General features: G+C 40.2%; 8 protein-coding genes, 3 tRNA genes and 4 rRNA genes. All 15 read right to left on the reverse strand.

Going from position 1 to position 17042, the window contains the following annotated elements; all coding sequences use genetic code 11:
* Window positions 1-32 precede the first annotated feature (32 nt).
* Window positions 33-106 (reverse strand) — tRNA-Ile (locus OK18_RS06000).
* 205 nt (window positions 107-311) lie between these two features.
* Window positions 312-1828, reverse strand: a 16S ribosomal RNA gene (locus OK18_RS06005).
* Window positions 1829-3347: 1519 nt separating this feature from the next.
* A 5S ribosomal RNA gene (gene rrf, locus OK18_RS06010) occupies window positions 3348-3455 on the reverse strand.
* 182 nt (window positions 3456-3637) lie between these two features.
* Window positions 3638-6393 (reverse strand): 23S ribosomal RNA (locus OK18_RS06015).
* A 155-nt stretch (window positions 6394-6548) separates the two neighbouring features.
* A tRNA-Ala gene (locus OK18_RS06020) sits at window positions 6549-6622 on the reverse strand.
* 83 nt (window positions 6623-6705) lie between these two features.
* Window positions 6706-6779 (reverse strand) — tRNA-Ile (locus OK18_RS06025).
* Window positions 6780-6984: 205 nt separating this feature from the next.
* A 16S ribosomal RNA gene (locus OK18_RS06030) occupies window positions 6985-8501 on the reverse strand.
* Together the 16S, 23S and 5S rRNA genes with 3 tRNA genes alongside form the textbook arrangement of a ribosomal RNA operon.
* 986 nt (window positions 8502-9487) lie before the next feature.
* On the reverse strand, window positions 9488-10168 hold the full coding sequence (locus OK18_RS06035; protein ID WP_053327441.1) for a hypothetical protein: 681 nt from the start codon (window positions 10166-10168) through the stop codon (window positions 9488-9490).
* Between the two features lie 5 nt (window positions 10169-10173).
* The gene (gene rfbD / locus OK18_RS06040; RefSeq protein WP_053327442.1) at window positions 10174-11037 is read right to left on the reverse strand and encodes a dTDP-4-dehydrorhamnose reductase; all 864 of its coding nucleotides are present in this window, start codon (window positions 11035-11037) and stop codon (window positions 10174-10176) included.
* A 34-nt stretch (window positions 11038-11071) separates the two neighbouring features.
* Window positions 11072-11557, reverse strand: a complete 486-nt coding sequence (locus OK18_RS06045; protein ID WP_050019723.1) for an acyl-CoA thioesterase — start codon at window positions 11555-11557, stop codon at window positions 11072-11074.
* A gap of 70 nt (window positions 11558-11627) precedes the next feature.
* Complete coding sequence (locus OK18_RS06050) at window positions 11628-12131, reverse strand: OmpH family outer membrane protein (protein ID WP_053327443.1); 504 nt, start codon at window positions 12129-12131, stop codon at window positions 11628-11630.
* A gap of 65 nt (window positions 12132-12196) precedes the next feature.
* Complete coding sequence (locus tag OK18_RS06055; protein WP_053329300.1) at window positions 12197-12751, reverse strand: OmpH family outer membrane protein; 555 nt, start codon at window positions 12749-12751, stop codon at window positions 12197-12199.
* Window positions 12752-12759: 8 nt separating this feature from the next.
* Window positions 12760-15294 (reverse strand): outer membrane protein assembly factor BamA, encoded by a 2535-nt coding sequence (gene bamA, locus OK18_RS06060; RefSeq protein ID WP_053327444.1) that lies wholly within the window; start codon window positions 15292-15294, stop codon window positions 12760-12762.
* A gap of 28 nt (window positions 15295-15322) precedes the next feature.
* The gene (locus OK18_RS06065; RefSeq protein WP_050019725.1) at window positions 15323-16072 is read right to left on the reverse strand and encodes an isoprenyl transferase; all 750 of its coding nucleotides are present in this window, start codon (window positions 16070-16072) and stop codon (window positions 15323-15325) included.
* A 1-nt stretch (window position 16073) separates the two neighbouring features.
* A complete protein-coding gene (gene porG / locus OK18_RS06070; RefSeq protein WP_050019726.1) occupies window positions 16074-16964 on the reverse strand; it encodes a type IX secretion system protein PorG in 891 nt (296 codons plus the stop codon).
* Between the last annotated feature and the right edge of the window lie 78 nt (window positions 16965-17042).

Below are 17042 nucleotides of genomic sequence, written 5' to 3' on the forward strand. Positions count from 1 at the left end.
GCTATAAGCTATTTGCCAGCCGCCTTAATTAGTAGTCTCGGGCAGGCTCGAACTGCCGACCTCTACATTATCAGTGTAGCGCTCTAACCAGCTGAGCTACGAGACTGTCTGTTAGACTAACAGATTTCAGATATTAGATATCAGACTGCGCTTCCTTCTTTTATCTTGCCTCTTTGTCTCAATCCCTTTACTAATTTCTAGTGGGTTGTGTATTTATAATATAACCAACCAAACAAAAAACTAAAGCTTTACTTTAAGTAAGTACTGTGTCTCTAGGACACTAATTTTGTTTAACGTTCTTCAACGCTCTAAAATGAGATGTTCCAGCCGCACCTTCCGGTACGGCTACCTTGTTACGACTTAGCCCTAGTTACCTGTTTTACCCTAGGCAGCTCCTTTTACGGTCACCGACTTCAGGTACCCCAGACTTCCATGGCTTGACGGGCGGTGTGTACAAGGCCCGGGAACGTATTCACCGCGCCATGGCTGATGCGCGATTACTAGCGATTCCAGCTTCATAGAGTCGAGTTGCAGACTCCAATCCGAACTGAGACCGGCTTTCGAGATTTGCATCACATCGCTGTGTAGCTGCCCTCTGTACCGGCCATTGTATTACGTGTGTGGCCCAAGGCGTAAGGGCCGTGATGATTTGACGTCATCCCCACCTTCCTCTCTACTTGCGTAGGCAGTCTCACTAGAGTCCCCAACTTAATGATGGCAACTAGTGACAGGGGTTGCGCTCGTTGCAGGACTTAACCTAACACCTCACGGCACGAGCTGACGACAACCATGCAGCACCTTGAAAAATGTCCGAAGAAAAGCCTATTTCTAAGCCTGTCATTTCCCATTTAAGCCTTGGTAAGGTTCCTCGCGTATCATCGAATTAAACCACATAATCCACCGCTTGTGCGGGCCCCCGTCAATTCCTTTGAGTTTCAAACTTGCGTTCGTACTCCCCAGGTGGCTAACTTATCACTTTCGCTTAGTCTCTGAAACTTACATCCCAAAAACGAGTTAGCATCGTTTACGGCGTGGACTACCAGGGTATCTAATCCTGTTCGCTCCCCACGCTTTCGTCCATCAGCGTCAGTTGTTGCTTAGTAACCTGCCTTCGCAATTGGTGTTCTAAGTAATATCTATGCATTTCACCGCTACACTACTTATTCCAGCTACTTCAACAACACTCAAGACTTGCAGTATCAATGGCAGTTTCACAGTTAAGCTGTGAGATTTCACCACTGACTTACAAATCAGCCTACGGACCCTTTAAACCCAATAAATCCGGATAACGCTTGCACCCTCCGTATTACCGCGGCTGCTGGCACGGAGTTAGCCGGTGCTTATTCGTATAGTACCTTCAGCTTTCCACTCGTGGAAAGGTTTATCCCTATACAAAAGAAGTTTACAACCCATAGGGCCGTCGTCCTTCACGCGGGATGGCTGGATCAGGCTTTCACCCATTGTCCAATATTCCTCACTGCTGCCTCCCGTAGGAGTCTGGTCCGTGTCTCAGTACCAGTGTGGGGGATCACCCTCTCAGGCCCCCTAAAGATCGTCGACTTGGTGAGCCGTTACCTCACCAACTATCTAATCTTGCGCGTGCCCATCTCTATCCACCGGAGTTTTCAATAAAAAACGATGCCGTCTCTTATATTATGGGGTATTAATCTTCCTTTCGAAAGGCTATCCCCCAGATAAAGGCAGGTTGCACACGTGTTCCGCACCCGTACGCCGCTCTCAATTGCCCGAAAGCAATCTACCGCTCGGCTTGCATGTGTTAGGCCTCCCGCTAGCGTTCATCCTGAGCCAGGATCAAACTCTCCATTGTATGTTTGTCTGACTCACTCAAAGTTTTTAACGCTTTAGTTTTTCCTTACTTGGTTGTTATATTGTATGTCAATGATCTTTATATCTTCCGCTTTTTAACGAAGCAATCTTTCTGTCTATATCCGCTCCGTATTTGCGAGTGCAAAAGTAAAACTTTATTTTGTAATGACCAAATGTTCCTAAAGAAAATTTTAAAGTTTTTTAAGTAACCTTAATTCTTCTCAAAACCTCAATCACCCCTACTCCTGCGCTCCGATTTATTCGGACTGCAAAGATACAAACTTTATTTTAACTCACAATCTTTTTTGTTAAAAAAAATTTAAAGTTTTTTTCGTCCGTCTCTTTTTGAAGTATTATAATGTTCCTTGCTTACCTAAAAGCTCTTCTGCGCTTGACTGACTCTCTCTCGTTTTCAGTGGGGCAAAGATAACAACTTTATACAACGCAAAACAAGTCTAGTTAACATAAAGTTTACGACAGTATCACCATTGTGAATAAGTAATACTTTTAAGCAACTGATTACCTTATAATTATATTCCCATCAATACTTATCCACAATAGTGGAATTGTTTTTAAAAAACTGTGAAAGGTTGATTATAACAGGTATTTTACACCTATTTATATAGAGCCATTATTGGGCTAAAGCCTGGGGTCCTGTTAATGAACTTTTATTCGTTGGAAATAATGGACTGTTTGACTCTTATAGGATGATAATAGCCAATCTGTAGAGGAATAGATTTGTGATAAAGAATAAAATTAGTTTATTTGAACAGACTAAGGAATAGATATGTGATAAATATTGAGTTATCTTTAAGATGAGTGATTGCTCTGTAATGTGTAATCAATAATAGTGATGATATAACAACTATACTTTGCTATTCAGTAGAAATCTAACTGGTTAAAAAGCCATTTTGTGAATATTCATATTCTCTGCTATTGTGAAAGATCTCAATAGAAGTGAACTTTAGCCCGTGCCCAATAAAAACCATAAAATTCCACAGGCTTTAGCCAAAGCATATAATACATCATTTAAAATACCCACACATATTACTTATTTACATACTGAACTCATTGAAAATAATTGTTTTTAAGTTTTGGCTAAAACCCGCCATTAGTGATAAACCCATAATGGAAAAAGCATTGCTATTTTATTTCACCACGGATTACACGGATTGACACAGAGGAAGGCGGAGATTTGTTTGGAGAAAATCAAGGAATATACGGATATGCTTTAATGTTTAGAAGAAGATATGATGAGCACAGCTATTCAATAGGCACGGGCTTTAACCCGTGCTCAATAAAAACCATAAAATCCACAGGCTTTAGCCAAAACCTATACGCTATCCTGGATCTGTTATCTGTTATCTGTTATCTGTTATCTATCATTTCACTCTTCACCCTGTATAAGTGAGGGATAGTTCCAGGTACATAGACGTGGGATAGATATAATATAGATGGGATGGGTCTATAACAAAAAAAGTCTCACACATTACTGTATGAGACTTTTAAAATAAAATAAAAACTGGCGGCGGCCTACTCTCCCGCGTTAGCAGTACCATCGGCGCTGGTGGGCTTAACTTCTGTGTTCGGAATGGGAACAGGTGAGCCCCACCGCTAAAACCACCCTAAAGAAGGTATATAGCATCTGGCTATTTGCTGCTGGCTTTTGGCTTTTTTGCCAATCGCTAACTGCTTACTGCCATTTGCGGTTTTTAAGCGATAAAAACTCTCACAAAGACAAAACCTTTACTGCGCATAAAGTACTTGTCATTTATTATATGTTTAATATGATAATTTTATAGCAACCATAGGCTATAAATCTACGGGTAATTAGTACTACTCGGCTATGACATTACTGCCTTTACACCTATAGCCTATCAACGTTGTCATCTACAACGACCCTTAAAAGATGTCTCATCTTGAGGCGAGTTTCGCACTTATATGCTTTCAGTGCTTATCTCTTCCAAACGTAGCTACTCAGCGGTGCACCTGGCGGTACAACTGATACACCAGAGGTTTGTTCAATTCGGTCCTCTCGTACTAGAATCAAGCCCTCTCAAACATCTAACGCCCGCAATAGATAGAGACCGAACTGTCTCACGACGTTCTGAACCCAGCTCGCGTGCCACTTTAATGGGCGAACAGCCCAACCCTTGGGACCTTCTCCAGCCCCAGGATGTGACGAGCCGACATCGAGGTGCCGAACCTCCCCGTCGATGTGAGCTCTTGGGGGAGACTAGCCTGTTATCCCCGGAGTACCTTTTATCCTATGAGCGATGGCCCTTCCATACGGAACCACCGGATCACTATGTCCTGCTTTCGCACCTGATCGACTTGTTGGTCTCACAGTCAAGCACCCTTATGCCATTACACTCTACGCACGGTTACCAAGCGTGCTGAGGGTACCTTTGAAAGCCTCCGTTACTCTTTTGGAGGCGACCACCCCAGTCAAACTACCCACCACGCAATGTCCTTCCATAGGAAGTTAGGCTCCAAGTAAGTAAAGGGTGGTATTTCAACGACGGCTCCACAAACACTAGCGTGCCTGCTTCAAAGCCTCCCACCTATCCTACACATTACTTACTCAAAGTCAATACGAAGTTATAGTAAAGGTTCACAGGGTCTTTTCGTCCCATTGCGGGTAATCGGCATCTTCACCGATACTACAATTTCACCGAGCTCGTGGCTGAGACAGTGCCCAGATCGTTACACCATTCGTGCAGGTCGGAACTTACCCGACAAGGAATTTCGCTACCTTAGGACCGTTATAGTTACGGCCGCCGTTTACTGGGGCTTCAGTTAATGCCTTCGCTTACGCTAAGCACCTTCCTTAACCTTCCAGCACCGGGCAGGTGTCAGACCCTATACAGCATCTTTCGATTTAGCAGAGTCCTGTGTTTTTGATAAACAGTCGCCTGGGCCTCTTCACTGCGGCCTCCCCGGAGGGAGGCGTCTCTTCTTCCGAAGTTACGAGACTATTTTGCCTAGTTCCTTAGCCACGACTCACTCGAGCACCTTAGGATTCTCTCCTCGACCACCTGTGTCGGTTTTGGTACGGGTTGCTTCACTTCGGCTTTTCTTGGATCAGATTACTCTACAGCAGCTTCGCCCGAAGGCTAGGCCTTGACTATTCCGTCAGTCTCCAGCAGATACATCCAACCGTCCCCTTTTATTGTGAGCAAGTCAGGGAATATTAACCCTGTGTCCATCCACTACCCCTTTCGGGTTCGCGTTAGGTCCCGACTAACCCTCAGCTGATTAGCATGGCTGAGGAAGCCTTGGTCTTTCGGTGAGGGGGTTTCTCGCCCCCTTTATCGTTACTTATGCCTACATTTTCTTTTCTATCCGCTCCACAATACCTCACAGTACTGCTTCGGCGCAAATAGAATGCTCTCCTACCAGATATATTATAAAATATAAATCCATAGCTTCGGTAATATGTTTATGCCCGATTATTATCCATGCCGGACCGCTCGACTAGTGAGCTGTTACGCACTCTTTAAATGAATGGCTGCTTCCAAGCCAACATCCTAGCTGTCAATGCAGTCCAACCGCGTTGCTTCAACTTAACATATATTTGGGGACCTTAGCTGTTGGTCTGGGTTCTTTCCCTCTCGGACATGGACCTTAGCACCCATGCCCTCACTGCCGCAAAACATTTATTAGCATTCGGAGTTTGTCAGGAATTGGTAGGCGGTGAAACCCCCGCATCCAATCAGTAGCTCTACCTCTAATAAACTTTGTTGCGACGCTGCACCTAAATGCATTTCGGAGAGTACGAGCTATCTCCCAGTTTGATTGGCCTTTCACCCCTACCCACAGGTCATCCGAAGACTTTTCAACGTCAACCGGTTCGGTCCTCCACTCTGTGTTACCAGAGCTTCAACCTGCCCATGGGTAGATCACAAGGTTTCGCGTCTAATCCTACTAACTATCCGCCCTATTCAGACTCGCTTTCGCTCCGGCTCCGTAACTTAATTACTTAACCTCGCTAGTAAAATTAACTCGTAGGCTCATTATGCAAAAGGCACGCCGTCACAGCTTTACGCTGCTCCGACCGCTTGTAGGCGTACGGTTTCAGGTTCTATTTCACCCTTCTATTCGAAGTGCTTTTCACCTTTCCTTCACAGTACTTGTTCACTATCGGTCTTTCAGGAGTATTTAGCCTTGGAGGATGGTCCCCCCATATTCAGACAGGATTTCACGTGTCCCGCCCTACTCATTTATCATCCAAATATACCTTTCGAATACCGGGCTATCACCGTCTATGGCTGTTCTTTCCAGAACATTCTTCTAAATATATAAAGACTTTTGGGCTAATCCGCTTTCGCTCGCCACTACTTACGGAATCTCTTCGATTTCTTTTCCTCCGGGTACTTAGATGTTTCAGTTCTCCGGGTTTGCCCCTCTTACGAGGTAATACATCTTCAATGTATTGGGTTGCCCCATTCGGATATCTACGGATCAATTCGTGTGTGCCAATCCCCGTAGCTTTTCGCAGCTTACCACGTCCTTCGTCGCCTCTGAAAGCCTAGGCATCCGCCATACGCCCTTAACGATTTCTTTCCTATTTTTGGTTACTCAAGCGCTTTATGCGCTCGGTTTTCTCTTTGTGATGTCTTTACCGTTAATGTCAATGATCTTAATTGCTATTTCAAGTTTAATTCGCAAATATTGTTTTTGGCTCTATTTGCTTGTTTAAAACTAAACCATCCACTATGTGGAGAATAAGGGAGTCGAACCCTTGACCTCCTGCGTGCAAGGCAGGCGCTCTAGCCAGCTGAGCTAATTCCCCCTCTAGGTGCTTCTAGCGATTTGCTTCTTGCTTTTGGCTTTCTTGCCATCTGCTATAAGCCATTTGCCAGCCGCCTTAATTAGTAGTCTCGGGCAGGCTCGAACTGCCGACCTCTACATTATCAGTGTAGCGCTCTAACCAGCTGAGCTACGAGACTGTCTGTTAGACTAACAGATTTCAGATATTAGATATCAGACTGCGCTTCCTTCTTTTATCTTGCCTCTTTGTCTCAATCCCTTTACTAATTTCTAGTGGGTTGTGTATTTGTAATATAACCAACCAAACAAAAAACTAAAGCTTTACTTTAAGTAAGTACTGTGTCTCTAGGACACTAATTTTGTTTAACGTTCTTCAACGCTCTAAAATGAGATGTTCCAGCCGCACCTTCCGGTACGGCTACCTTGTTACGACTTAGCCCTAGTTACCTGTTTTACCCTAGGCAGCTCCTTTTACGGTCACCGACTTCAGGTACCCCAGACTTCCATGGCTTGACGGGCGGTGTGTACAAGGCCCGGGAACGTATTCACCGCGCCATGGCTGATGCGCGATTACTAGCGATTCCAGCTTCATAGAGTCGAGTTGCAGACTCCAATCCGAACTGAGACCGGCTTTCGAGATTTGCATCACATCGCTGTGTAGCTGCCCTCTGTACCGGCCATTGTATTACGTGTGTGGCCCAAGGCGTAAGGGCCGTGATGATTTGACGTCATCCCCACCTTCCTCTCTACTTGCGTAGGCAGTCTCACTAGAGTCCCCAACTTAATGATGGCAACTAGTGACAGGGGTTGCGCTCGTTGCAGGACTTAACCTAACACCTCACGGCACGAGCTGACGACAACCATGCAGCACCTTGAAAAATGTCCGAAGAAAAGCCTATTTCTAAGCCTGTCATTTCCCATTTAAGCCTTGGTAAGGTTCCTCGCGTATCATCGAATTAAACCACATAATCCACCGCTTGTGCGGGCCCCCGTCAATTCCTTTGAGTTTCAAACTTGCGTTCGTACTCCCCAGGTGGCTAACTTATCACTTTCGCTTAGTCTCTGAAACTTACATCCCAAAAACGAGTTAGCATCGTTTACGGCGTGGACTACCAGGGTATCTAATCCTGTTCGCTCCCCACGCTTTCGTCCATCAGCGTCAGTTGTTGCTTAGTAACCTGCCTTCGCAATTGGTGTTCTAAGTAATATCTATGCATTTCACCGCTACACTACTTATTCCAGCTACTTCAACAACACTCAAGACTTGCAGTATCAATGGCAGTTTCACAGTTAAGCTGTGAGATTTCACCACTGACTTACAAATCAGCCTACGGACCCTTTAAACCCAATAAATCCGGATAACGCTTGCACCCTCCGTATTACCGCGGCTGCTGGCACGGAGTTAGCCGGTGCTTATTCGTATAGTACCTTCAGCTTTCCACACGTGGAAAGGTTTATCCCTATACAAAAGAAGTTTACAACCCATAGGGCCGTCGTCCTTCACGCGGGATGGCTGGATCAGGCTTTCACCCATTGTCCAATATTCCTCACTGCTGCCTCCCGTAGGAGTCTGGTCCGTGTCTCAGTACCAGTGTGGGGGATCACCCTCTCAGGCCCCCTAAAGATCGTCGACTTGGTGAGCCGTTACCTCACCAACTATCTAATCTTGCGCGTGCCCATCTCTATCCACCGGAGTTTTCAATAAAAAACGATGCCGTCTCTTATATTATGAGGTATTAATCTTCCTTTCGAAAGGCTATCCCCCAGATAAAGGCAGGTTGCACACGTGTTCCGCACCCGTACGCCGCTCTCAATTGCCCGAAAGCAATCTACCGCTCGGCTTGCATGTGTTAGGCCTCCCGCTAGCGTTCATCCTGAGCCAGGATCAAACTCTCCATTGTATGTTTGTCTGACTCACTCAAAGTTTTTAACGCTTTAGTTTTTCCTTACTTGGTTGTTATATTGTATGTCAATGATCTTTATATCTTCCGCTTTTTAACGAAGCAATCTTTCTGTCTATATCCGCTCCGTATTTGCGAGTGCAAAAGTAAAACTTTATTTTGTAATGACCAAATGTTCCTGAAGAAAATTTTAAAGTTTTTTTAAGTAACCTTAATCCTTCTCAAAACCTCAATCACCCCTACTCCTGCGCTCCGATTTATTCGGACTGCAAAGATACAAACTTTATTTTAACTCACAATCTTTTTTGTTAAAAAAAATTTAAAGTTTTTTTGTCTTTATCTTATGAAGTATTATAATGTTCTTGCTTACCTAAAAGCTCTTCTGCGCTTGACTGATACTCTCTCGTTTTCAGTGGGGCAAAGATAACAACTTTATACAACGCAAAACAAGTCTAGTTAACATAAAATTCATTTTCCATTCCTATTTTAAGCTAAAAGGCTGGCAATTAGCGATAAAAATTATAAACAAATGTTTAAAGGGGGCAATTGGAAAATTAAAAGTTGGAGTAATTTTTTTATCAATGACGGCTGGATGGTAAATTAATCATTGTTTTTAAGCTTTGAGAATATTATAAATATACCTATTCAATAGGCCCGGGCTTTAGCCCGGGCTCAATAAAAACCATAAAATTCCACCGGCTTTAGCCAAAATGTATACGTATCCGGGATCTATTATCAATCGTGTATTGTCATCCATCTATTATCCATTGTCTCAAATCTTCCGTCGTCTGGGGGAATTGGATTGATAGCAGAATTGAATTCCTGGTAGAGGAGAACAAAAAGAGTCTGGAATAGGAAGTAGAAAAGCATGGAGTAAGAATAGTAGACAAGGATTTGATCCTTATGTTATTCTTAAAAATGAAATAGAAACCGTAGGAACCTAACATAGCAGATTCCTACGGAAGGGATTGTCAATGAATTTTATTTTACGGTTTATCTTCTTTATAGATCACACTTAAAAATTCTGCATACGACTTCTCAAGTCCTACAATATCTCCTGATTTCAAATTTAATCCACCATAGCCTGAAGTATCCGATTTTACTTTCAAAGATGAAATCTGAAAATATGAATTATCTTCATTGGTTTTAGGCTGTATTTTTACAGTTGATCCTAAAAGTTTTTTAGTAGATATGGTGTAAACTTCACCGGGTTCTATTTTAATTTTTATAAATGTCCTGGGTGATAAGGTGTAATCTTTTTTGTTGACATTTATTTTCTGATCTTTTTCTGATGATGCAAATATGTAAATCATTCCATTCTGAACCTTTAATTTTTCTTTCGGAGTATAATATAAGGCCAGCCTATAATTTGCAGGATTAAATGGCTGGGGTGTTCCATCTACGTTTTCAAAAGGTTTCAGAGTAAAGGTATTGGCACCAATTTCTTTTGCTTTCTTATATAACAAAGAAAAAACAGCGGCATCATCTTTTGAAAATCCCTGTACATCTACAATTCCCAAATATATGGCATCAGCTATTGCATCATCTTTTTTATATAAAAATTTATCCGTGTTATCGTTTATTTTTTCTATTCTGGTCAGAAAAACATTTTGTGCATTCCATAATTGCACACATAATACAAAAAAGACAATGGCGATATTTTTCATAATAATTATTGTTGTGAAAGGATATCAACACATTCTTCTAGGCTGTTCTCCCAATGTTTTGGTTCTATATTATAAGTTTCTTCAATCTTATCCAGTGACATCGTACTTCTCACAGGTCTTTTTGCCGGAGTGGGATATTGTTCAGTTGTCAACGGATTTAATTTGATTGAGGATTTTGAGAATTCTGCGATCTTCTGAGCAAATTCAAACCAGGTTGTTTCAGGATAGTTTGAAAAATGGAAGATCCCAAAGGTTTTATTTGGAGTATTAATGATATTCATGATAGCCTCTGCAAGGTCATTAGCATTGGTAGGTTGTCCAAACTGATCTGCTACAATTCCCAGTTCATCTTTCTGAGAGAATAGGTTCAGCATTGTTTTAACAAAGTTTTTGTTGAACTCTGAGTAAAGCCACGAGGTTCTTAAAATGATTGTCCGGGGATTGATTTCCAAGGCCAGCTCTTCCCCTTTTCGTTTTGATTTTCCATATACTCCTATCGGATTGGTAAAATCATCTTCAGAATAAGGAAGGTTTGTATTTCCATCAAAAACATAGTCTGTAGAAACGTGAATCAGAATACTTTTAAAGTCTGCACAAGCCTGGGCAAGATGAGCTACTCCTTCAGCATTTACTGCAAAAGCTTTTTCTTTTTCTTTTTCAGCAAGGTCTACGGCTGTATAAGCAGAAGCATTAATGCAATAATCTGGTTTATTATCGTAAAAATAGTCATTAATCTCTTCTTCATTTGTAATATCAAGAGTTGAGGAATCTGTAAATAAAAATTCATATTGATTCTCGAAGTCAGGAGCTATTTTTCTGATACAGTTACCTAATTGGCCATTACTCCCTATTACTAGTATTTTTTTCATCTAATTATTAATTATAGGTTATTAAAGATTTTAATTAAGAGTTTTTCGCATTTTGAGATCTCAAAAATTTAACTCTCGACTGAAAATCCTTTTGTATTAAATCCACATAAAATTTCTGGAATGTTTCTTTTATATCTTCCGGGTGCACTTCAGATCTTCTGGTTTTGATATTAAAATAAATAACTGTTACCCAAAGTACAGCATGAATTGTCTTCTCATCCAAACTTTTCATAAGGATTTCCACTTTAGCCGTTCTGTCCTGTATCTCTATAGTTTTACTGCTGATCACCACCTGGGTATTGTATCTTACTTCTTTCAAATAGGCTATTTCATTTTGAATTGCAATCCAGGTACAGCCTGTCTGTTTAGTATATTCCTCATAGGTAAACCCGTAAAATGTTTCCACGTGATCTTCTCTGGCGTTGAACATATAATCAAGATACTTCACATTATTTAAATGTCCGATCGGATCACAATCACTAAATCTAACCTTTACCGTGGTTGATACTTCTTTTTCCATTCCGCAAAAATAAAAAAACCGCCTCTAAAAGAGGCGGTTAGTTTTATAAATCTTTGTTAATTTGCAGAAATTATTGAATTCCTAATTCTTTCTTTACAGCCGGAGTAGCATCTGCTCCTGCTTTGTAAAGGAATGCCGGTGAGTTTGCATCCATAACGTACTCGTACCCGTTAGCTTTAGCTACTTTTTCTACTGCATCATTCAATTTTTTCTCAATTGGTCCAAAAGCTACATCCTGTTTAGCTTGTAAGTCTTTCTGAGCTTTGTCTTGCATTTGAGCGATTTCTTCCTGAATTTTTTGTAATTCAGCTTCTCTGGCTTTGTTTTCTTCTGCAGTTTTCTTAGGAGCTTCTTCGCTGTATTGCTTTAGTTTAGCTTGTCCGGCGTCAGCTTTTTTCTTAATCTCAGCTTGTTTAGTGTCCAAGAATGTTTTAAGATCAGCATCTGCTTTTTTCTTCTCAGGCATTGCGTTAAGAACTCCTATTACATCTAAAGTAGCAATTTTTTGAGCTTTAGCCATACCTACAGATACAATCATCATTACTGCTGCAAATAATACACTTAATTTTTTCATAATTGGTAAATAAATAATTTAATTTGTTTTTAGATTTAATTTTTTTAAAAAAGTTAATTTAATAATTACTTTTTACTTTTGTTATTAGTTTTTTCTTTTTTATCAGTTCCTTTCAGTAAAATACTGAGCACTTTTTCTGTGTAATCATATTTTCCCTGAAGAAAAATAACACTAATGTTATTGCTTTTATCAAGAACTATGCCCAACCCATTTTTTTCAGACATTGTTTTGATGGCTTCCCAGATCTGATCCTGGAATGGCTGAACCAGATTTGTTCTAAGTTTAGTGATTTCGCCATTGGCACCAAAACGTAAGCTGGTTGTTGTTTTAATATTTTTCTCAAGATCCACTACTTCCTTTTCTCTCAGCTTCAGTTGATCTCCTATTAATAAAACTTTTTCACTTTCAAAAGCTGCTTTTTTGCGTTCATATTCCGACTGCAGGTTTTGAAGTTCTGACTGCCAGGTATCAATTTGCGCATTGAGCCTCGCTTCGGCTTCTTTATACTGAGGAAGCTTATTTAAAATTTCATTAGTATCCACCACTCCTATTTTCTGAGCATTGCTTAGTCCAAAGAACAGCAGGAATACCAATGTGAAAGTTACTTTAAAGTTCTTCATAGTTATAATTATAATGATTGGTTCATTAAGAAGTGGTTTTGCCATCCGGATGGGTTTCCTGAAATTGTTTTATCAAATCCGTATGCAAAGTCAAATCCGATCAATCCAAATGCTCCCATATAAACTCTTACACCTACTCCTACTGATCTCTTCAGCTGGAATGGGTTATAGTTGCCCCATGAATTCCATACGTTACCTCCTTCAGCAAATGTTAATGCATAAATTTTAGCAGTTTGATTTAAAGATATCGGATATCTCAGTTCCAGTGTAAATCTGTTGTAGATGGTTCCTCCTCCTCTTTGTGTAATATCGGCAGATTCTCCACCGTAAGTACTGGCATTTTCATACCCTCTTAAAGGAATCAATTCCCTACCATCATATCTACCGCCGAATAGTCCGGTACCTCCTACATAAAATCTTTCGAAAGGCGGCGCCCCCAATTGTTTGTTATAGCCATCCATGAATCCCATTTCAGCTGAAGATCTCAACACCAGTTTTCCAACGATTTCATTATATACGTCAGCTTTAAACTTGATTTTATAGAACTCCATCCATTTATATTTATCTACAGGTTTCATTGTAGAATAGTCTTTGTTGCTAAACAATGAATATGGCGGGGTCAATTTGGCAGAAAGTTCAATATTGGAACCTGTTGTAGGGAAGATTGGATCTATCCCGGCAGAGTTTCTGCTTAAGCCTAAGTTGATACTAAAGTTATTGGCATTTCCATAATACTCTGTTGTATCCCCAAACTGGAACGGATAGTTATTGAAGTCGTACTTTTGAAACTGCAGCCCGGTATATAATGAAAAATAATCATCCGGCCAGTGTAAATATCTGTTCAGACCTACTGACGCAGAGAAAATATTAAGCTTCTGAGAACTTCCGTAGGCATCTGTATACTTTACTCTGGAGTTATTTAAACTTACAGAAAGGGCAGTAGGTTTAGTTCCAAATAACCAAGGTTCTGTAAATGATATCCCGTAGTTCTGGAAATACTGACCGGCCTGAACCTGAATAGAGAAGGTTTGACCATCTCCCTGCGGAACAGGTTTAAAGTCTTTAAACTTAAGGAAATTTTTTAATGAGAAGTTATTGAACGTCAATCCTAAGGTTCCAATGAAGCTGTTACCTCCGTAACCTGCCTGTAGCTGAACCTGTGAAGATCCTTTTTCCACGAGTTTCCAGTTGATATCAACTGTATTATCTGTTTGATTCGGCTGGATATCTTGTCCGATCTGTTGCGGATCAAAGAAAGACATTCCGGCAAGATCAAAATAAGTTCTCTTGATATCGCTTTTTGCGAAGAGATTTCCCGGTTTTGTTCTTAATGATCTCAGGATCACATGGTCATGGGTTGTGGTATTCCCCTGCCAGGTAACTTTATTCCATGTAGCCTGTTCCCCTTCATTAATTCTAACTTCCAGATTAACAGCATCCCCTGAAACTGATTTTTCCACAGGGGTTACATTGGAGAAAAGGTATCCGTTGTTCATGTACATGGATTTGATATCCGAATCGTCTTCTTTACCTCCGTCTTCTCCTACTTTTTTATTAAATCCTACAGCATCGTAGATATCACCTTTTTTATATCCTAATAATCTTTGTAAGGCCTCTGTAGAGTAAACGGTATTACCAGTGAACGTAATATCACCAATATAATATTTTTTACCTTCGTTAAGCTTTACATTGATCTCGTAGTTTCTATTTTTATTCCTCCATACAGAATCTGATACGATCTTTGCATCTCTGTATCCTAAAGAGTTATAAAAGCTGATCAGGTTTTGTTTGTCTTCCTGATATTTTTCTTCTATGAATTTTGAAGACTTCAGAATACCACCGATTCCGAAACGCTTTTGTTTGGTTTCTTTAAAGGCTTTTTTCCGGAGCTGTCTGTCTGATACATTTTGATTTCCTTCAAATTCGATATGATCGATTTTGACTCTTTTTCCTTTATCTACCGTGATCGTCCAGTCTACTAAAGCAGGGTCCCCAGCATTTACTTTATCTTCAATACTGACTTTAGCATCTGCGAAACCTTTTTTAATATAGTCTTTCGGAATGTTTGTTTTCAGGCTTGAAACTAAGTTTTGAGTAATTTTGGTTCCTGGTTTCAGGTTATTATCCTTAGCCAGTTTTTCCCCTTTAGATTTTCCGATCCCTTTTCCTGCAAATTTAACTTCTCCAAGTTCTTTCAGGTCCTGCAGGTAAAATCTAAGGACTACGGTCTGGCCTTCAATGCTTTGAACATATACTTCCACTTCAGAAAATGATTGGGTATCCCAAAGCTTTTTCACAGCATTACTGATTTTCTGTCCCGGAATGTCTACACTTTCTCCTTTGGATAAGCCTGTAAACCGCAGAATCTGCGCGGGTGTATATTTTTTTACCCCATCTACAACTATGTCTTTAAGTGTATAAGTGCCTACTTCACTTTCTGCATGTACAGCATTATTTACTTTAGTGCTGTCCTGTGGAGTTACTTGTCCATAAAAATGCGCAGAAGCAGCAAACATAATGATGGGTAATAGTCTAAACTTCATTTTATCGAGTCTTTCTTTTCTTAAAAATTTATTGGCCTTGTACCTGTTCTCCGGTTAAACCGTATCTTCTTTCTTTATTTTGATAATCTACGATAGACTGAAAGAAAATATCTTTGGTAAAATCCGGCCATAGGACATCTAAAAACTGTAATTCTGCATAAGCAATCTGCCAAAGAAGGAAATTACTTATTCTTATTTCACCGCTGGTTCTGATCAGTAGGTCTACAGGAGGAAAATCTTTGGTATACAAATAATTTTCGAATAATTTTTCATCAATATTCTCTACCTCTATTTTTCCTTCTTTTACATCAGAACTTATATTTCTCACGGCATTCAGAATTTCATTTTGAGAGCCATAGCTTATCGCCAATACTAAGTTTCCTTTTGTGTTTTCTTTTGTAAGATCTACCACACGCTGCAATTGTTCTCTTACGAGTACCGGTAGTTTCTCCATATTTCCTATTACATGCATTCTCAACCCTTTGCTAAAAATTTCTTCCGCTTCCAACAGTAAGGTTTCCACCAGAAGATTCATCAGTGTATTCACTTCTTCGGTTGGGCGGCTCCAGTTTTCAGAGGAGAATGTATAAAGGGTTAAATAGGGAATATTGATCTCATTACAGGCATTAATCGCATTTCTTACGGCATTAATGGCATTTTTGTGACCGAACGTTCTTTCTTCGCCACGAGATTTTGCCCATCTTCCATTACCATCCATAATGATGGCTACATGCTTTGGTAAATTCTCAGAATTTATTTTATCTTTAATCAACGACATATTAATCACAATAACATGGAGGTCTTCCAAACGAAAAAGTCAGTCCTAAACTGAATGTATTCATCCAGTCTTTGGATCTGCTGTCTCCAATATTTCTCTTATTAATAAACTCTTCTTGTCTTTCTTTTGCAACAGCATAATAGCTCCCTGACTGCAACAGGGAAGCCCCTGTAGATGGATCTAAAATATCTGCATTAAAAGAAGTTTTTACATCTTCAGCGAGGATCTTACTGTGATCCAGCTGATCTGTCAATGTATATCTGAAGGTAGCTTCTGCAAATATAGCCCATGTATGATTAAATTTGTACTTCAATCCTACACCAAAAGGGATATGCATTGTTACTTTCTTTCCTAATGAATAGTTTGTTCTGGTAGTAAAGTCCAGTTCATTTATAGGAGCCAATGCTACACCATCAGCGTCTCTTCTAAAATCATTTTCCAATGTTGCTTTAGGAGCATCAAACATCAGAGCACCAATCCCCCCAAAAATATACGGGCTTACCATACTTATCTGCTCATTATTGATTGGAAAAAAATTGTATTCAAACATTAAACTTGCCTCATACACATTGTTTTTCCCGTATGAGTTTCTATTTTTTCTATATTCTTCTTTCGCAACTTTATCATTAAACTGGATCTGGTTATATCCTAAATCCAATCTGACAGTCTGATGCGGGTTAAAATTAAATCTATATAACAACCCTCCATAAAATGGGATTCCCCAATCTGAAACTCTATTTAAATCCAACGGCTTTTGTAAAATATAATTTGTCCTTCCTACATCTCCCACTAGGTTACTCATCCCTAGACGAACTCCCAATTCGTTTCTTTGTGCTTTAACACTTACCACTCCAAGGAAGGCAAGGAAGCTAAACAATAATTTTTTATTCATAAAAGAATATGGATTTATGGTTATTTTAAAATTTAATTTTTGCAAATATAAAACATTTTTATATTAATGATAATCTTA

This window comes from Chryseobacterium gallinarum (genome assembly GCF_001021975.1).
GTDB lineage: Bacteria > Bacteroidota > Bacteroidia > Flavobacteriales > Weeksellaceae > Chryseobacterium > Chryseobacterium gallinarum.

Coding starts and splice junctions, on each gene's coding strand:
- OK18_RS06035 (WP_053327441.1), bottom strand. CDS start 10,168: ATGAAAAATATCGCCATTGTCTTTTTTGTATTATGTGTGCAATTATGG.
- rfbD (WP_053327442.1), bottom strand. CDS start 11,037: ATGAAAAAAATACTAGTAATAGGGAGTAATGGCCAATTAGGTAACTGT.
- OK18_RS06045 (WP_050019723.1), bottom strand. CDS start 11,557: ATGGAAAAAGAAGTATCAACCACGGTAAAGGTTAGATTTAGTGATTGT.
- OK18_RS06050 (WP_053327443.1), bottom strand. CDS start 12,131: ATGAAAAAATTAAGTGTATTATTTGCAGCAGTAATGATGATTGTATCT.
- OK18_RS06055 (WP_053329300.1), bottom strand. CDS start 12,751: ATGAAGAACTTTAAAGTAACTTTCACATTGGTATTCCTGCTGTTCTTT.
- bamA (WP_053327444.1), bottom strand. CDS start 15,294: ATGAAGTTTAGACTATTACCCATCATTATGTTTGCTGCTTCTGCGCAT.
- OK18_RS06065 (WP_050019725.1), bottom strand. CDS start 16,072: ATGTCGTTGATTAAAGATAAAATAAATTCTGAGAATTTACCAAAGCAT.
- porG (WP_050019726.1), bottom strand. CDS start 16,964: ATGAATAAAAAATTATTGTTTAGCTTCCTTGCCTTCCTTGGAGTGGTA.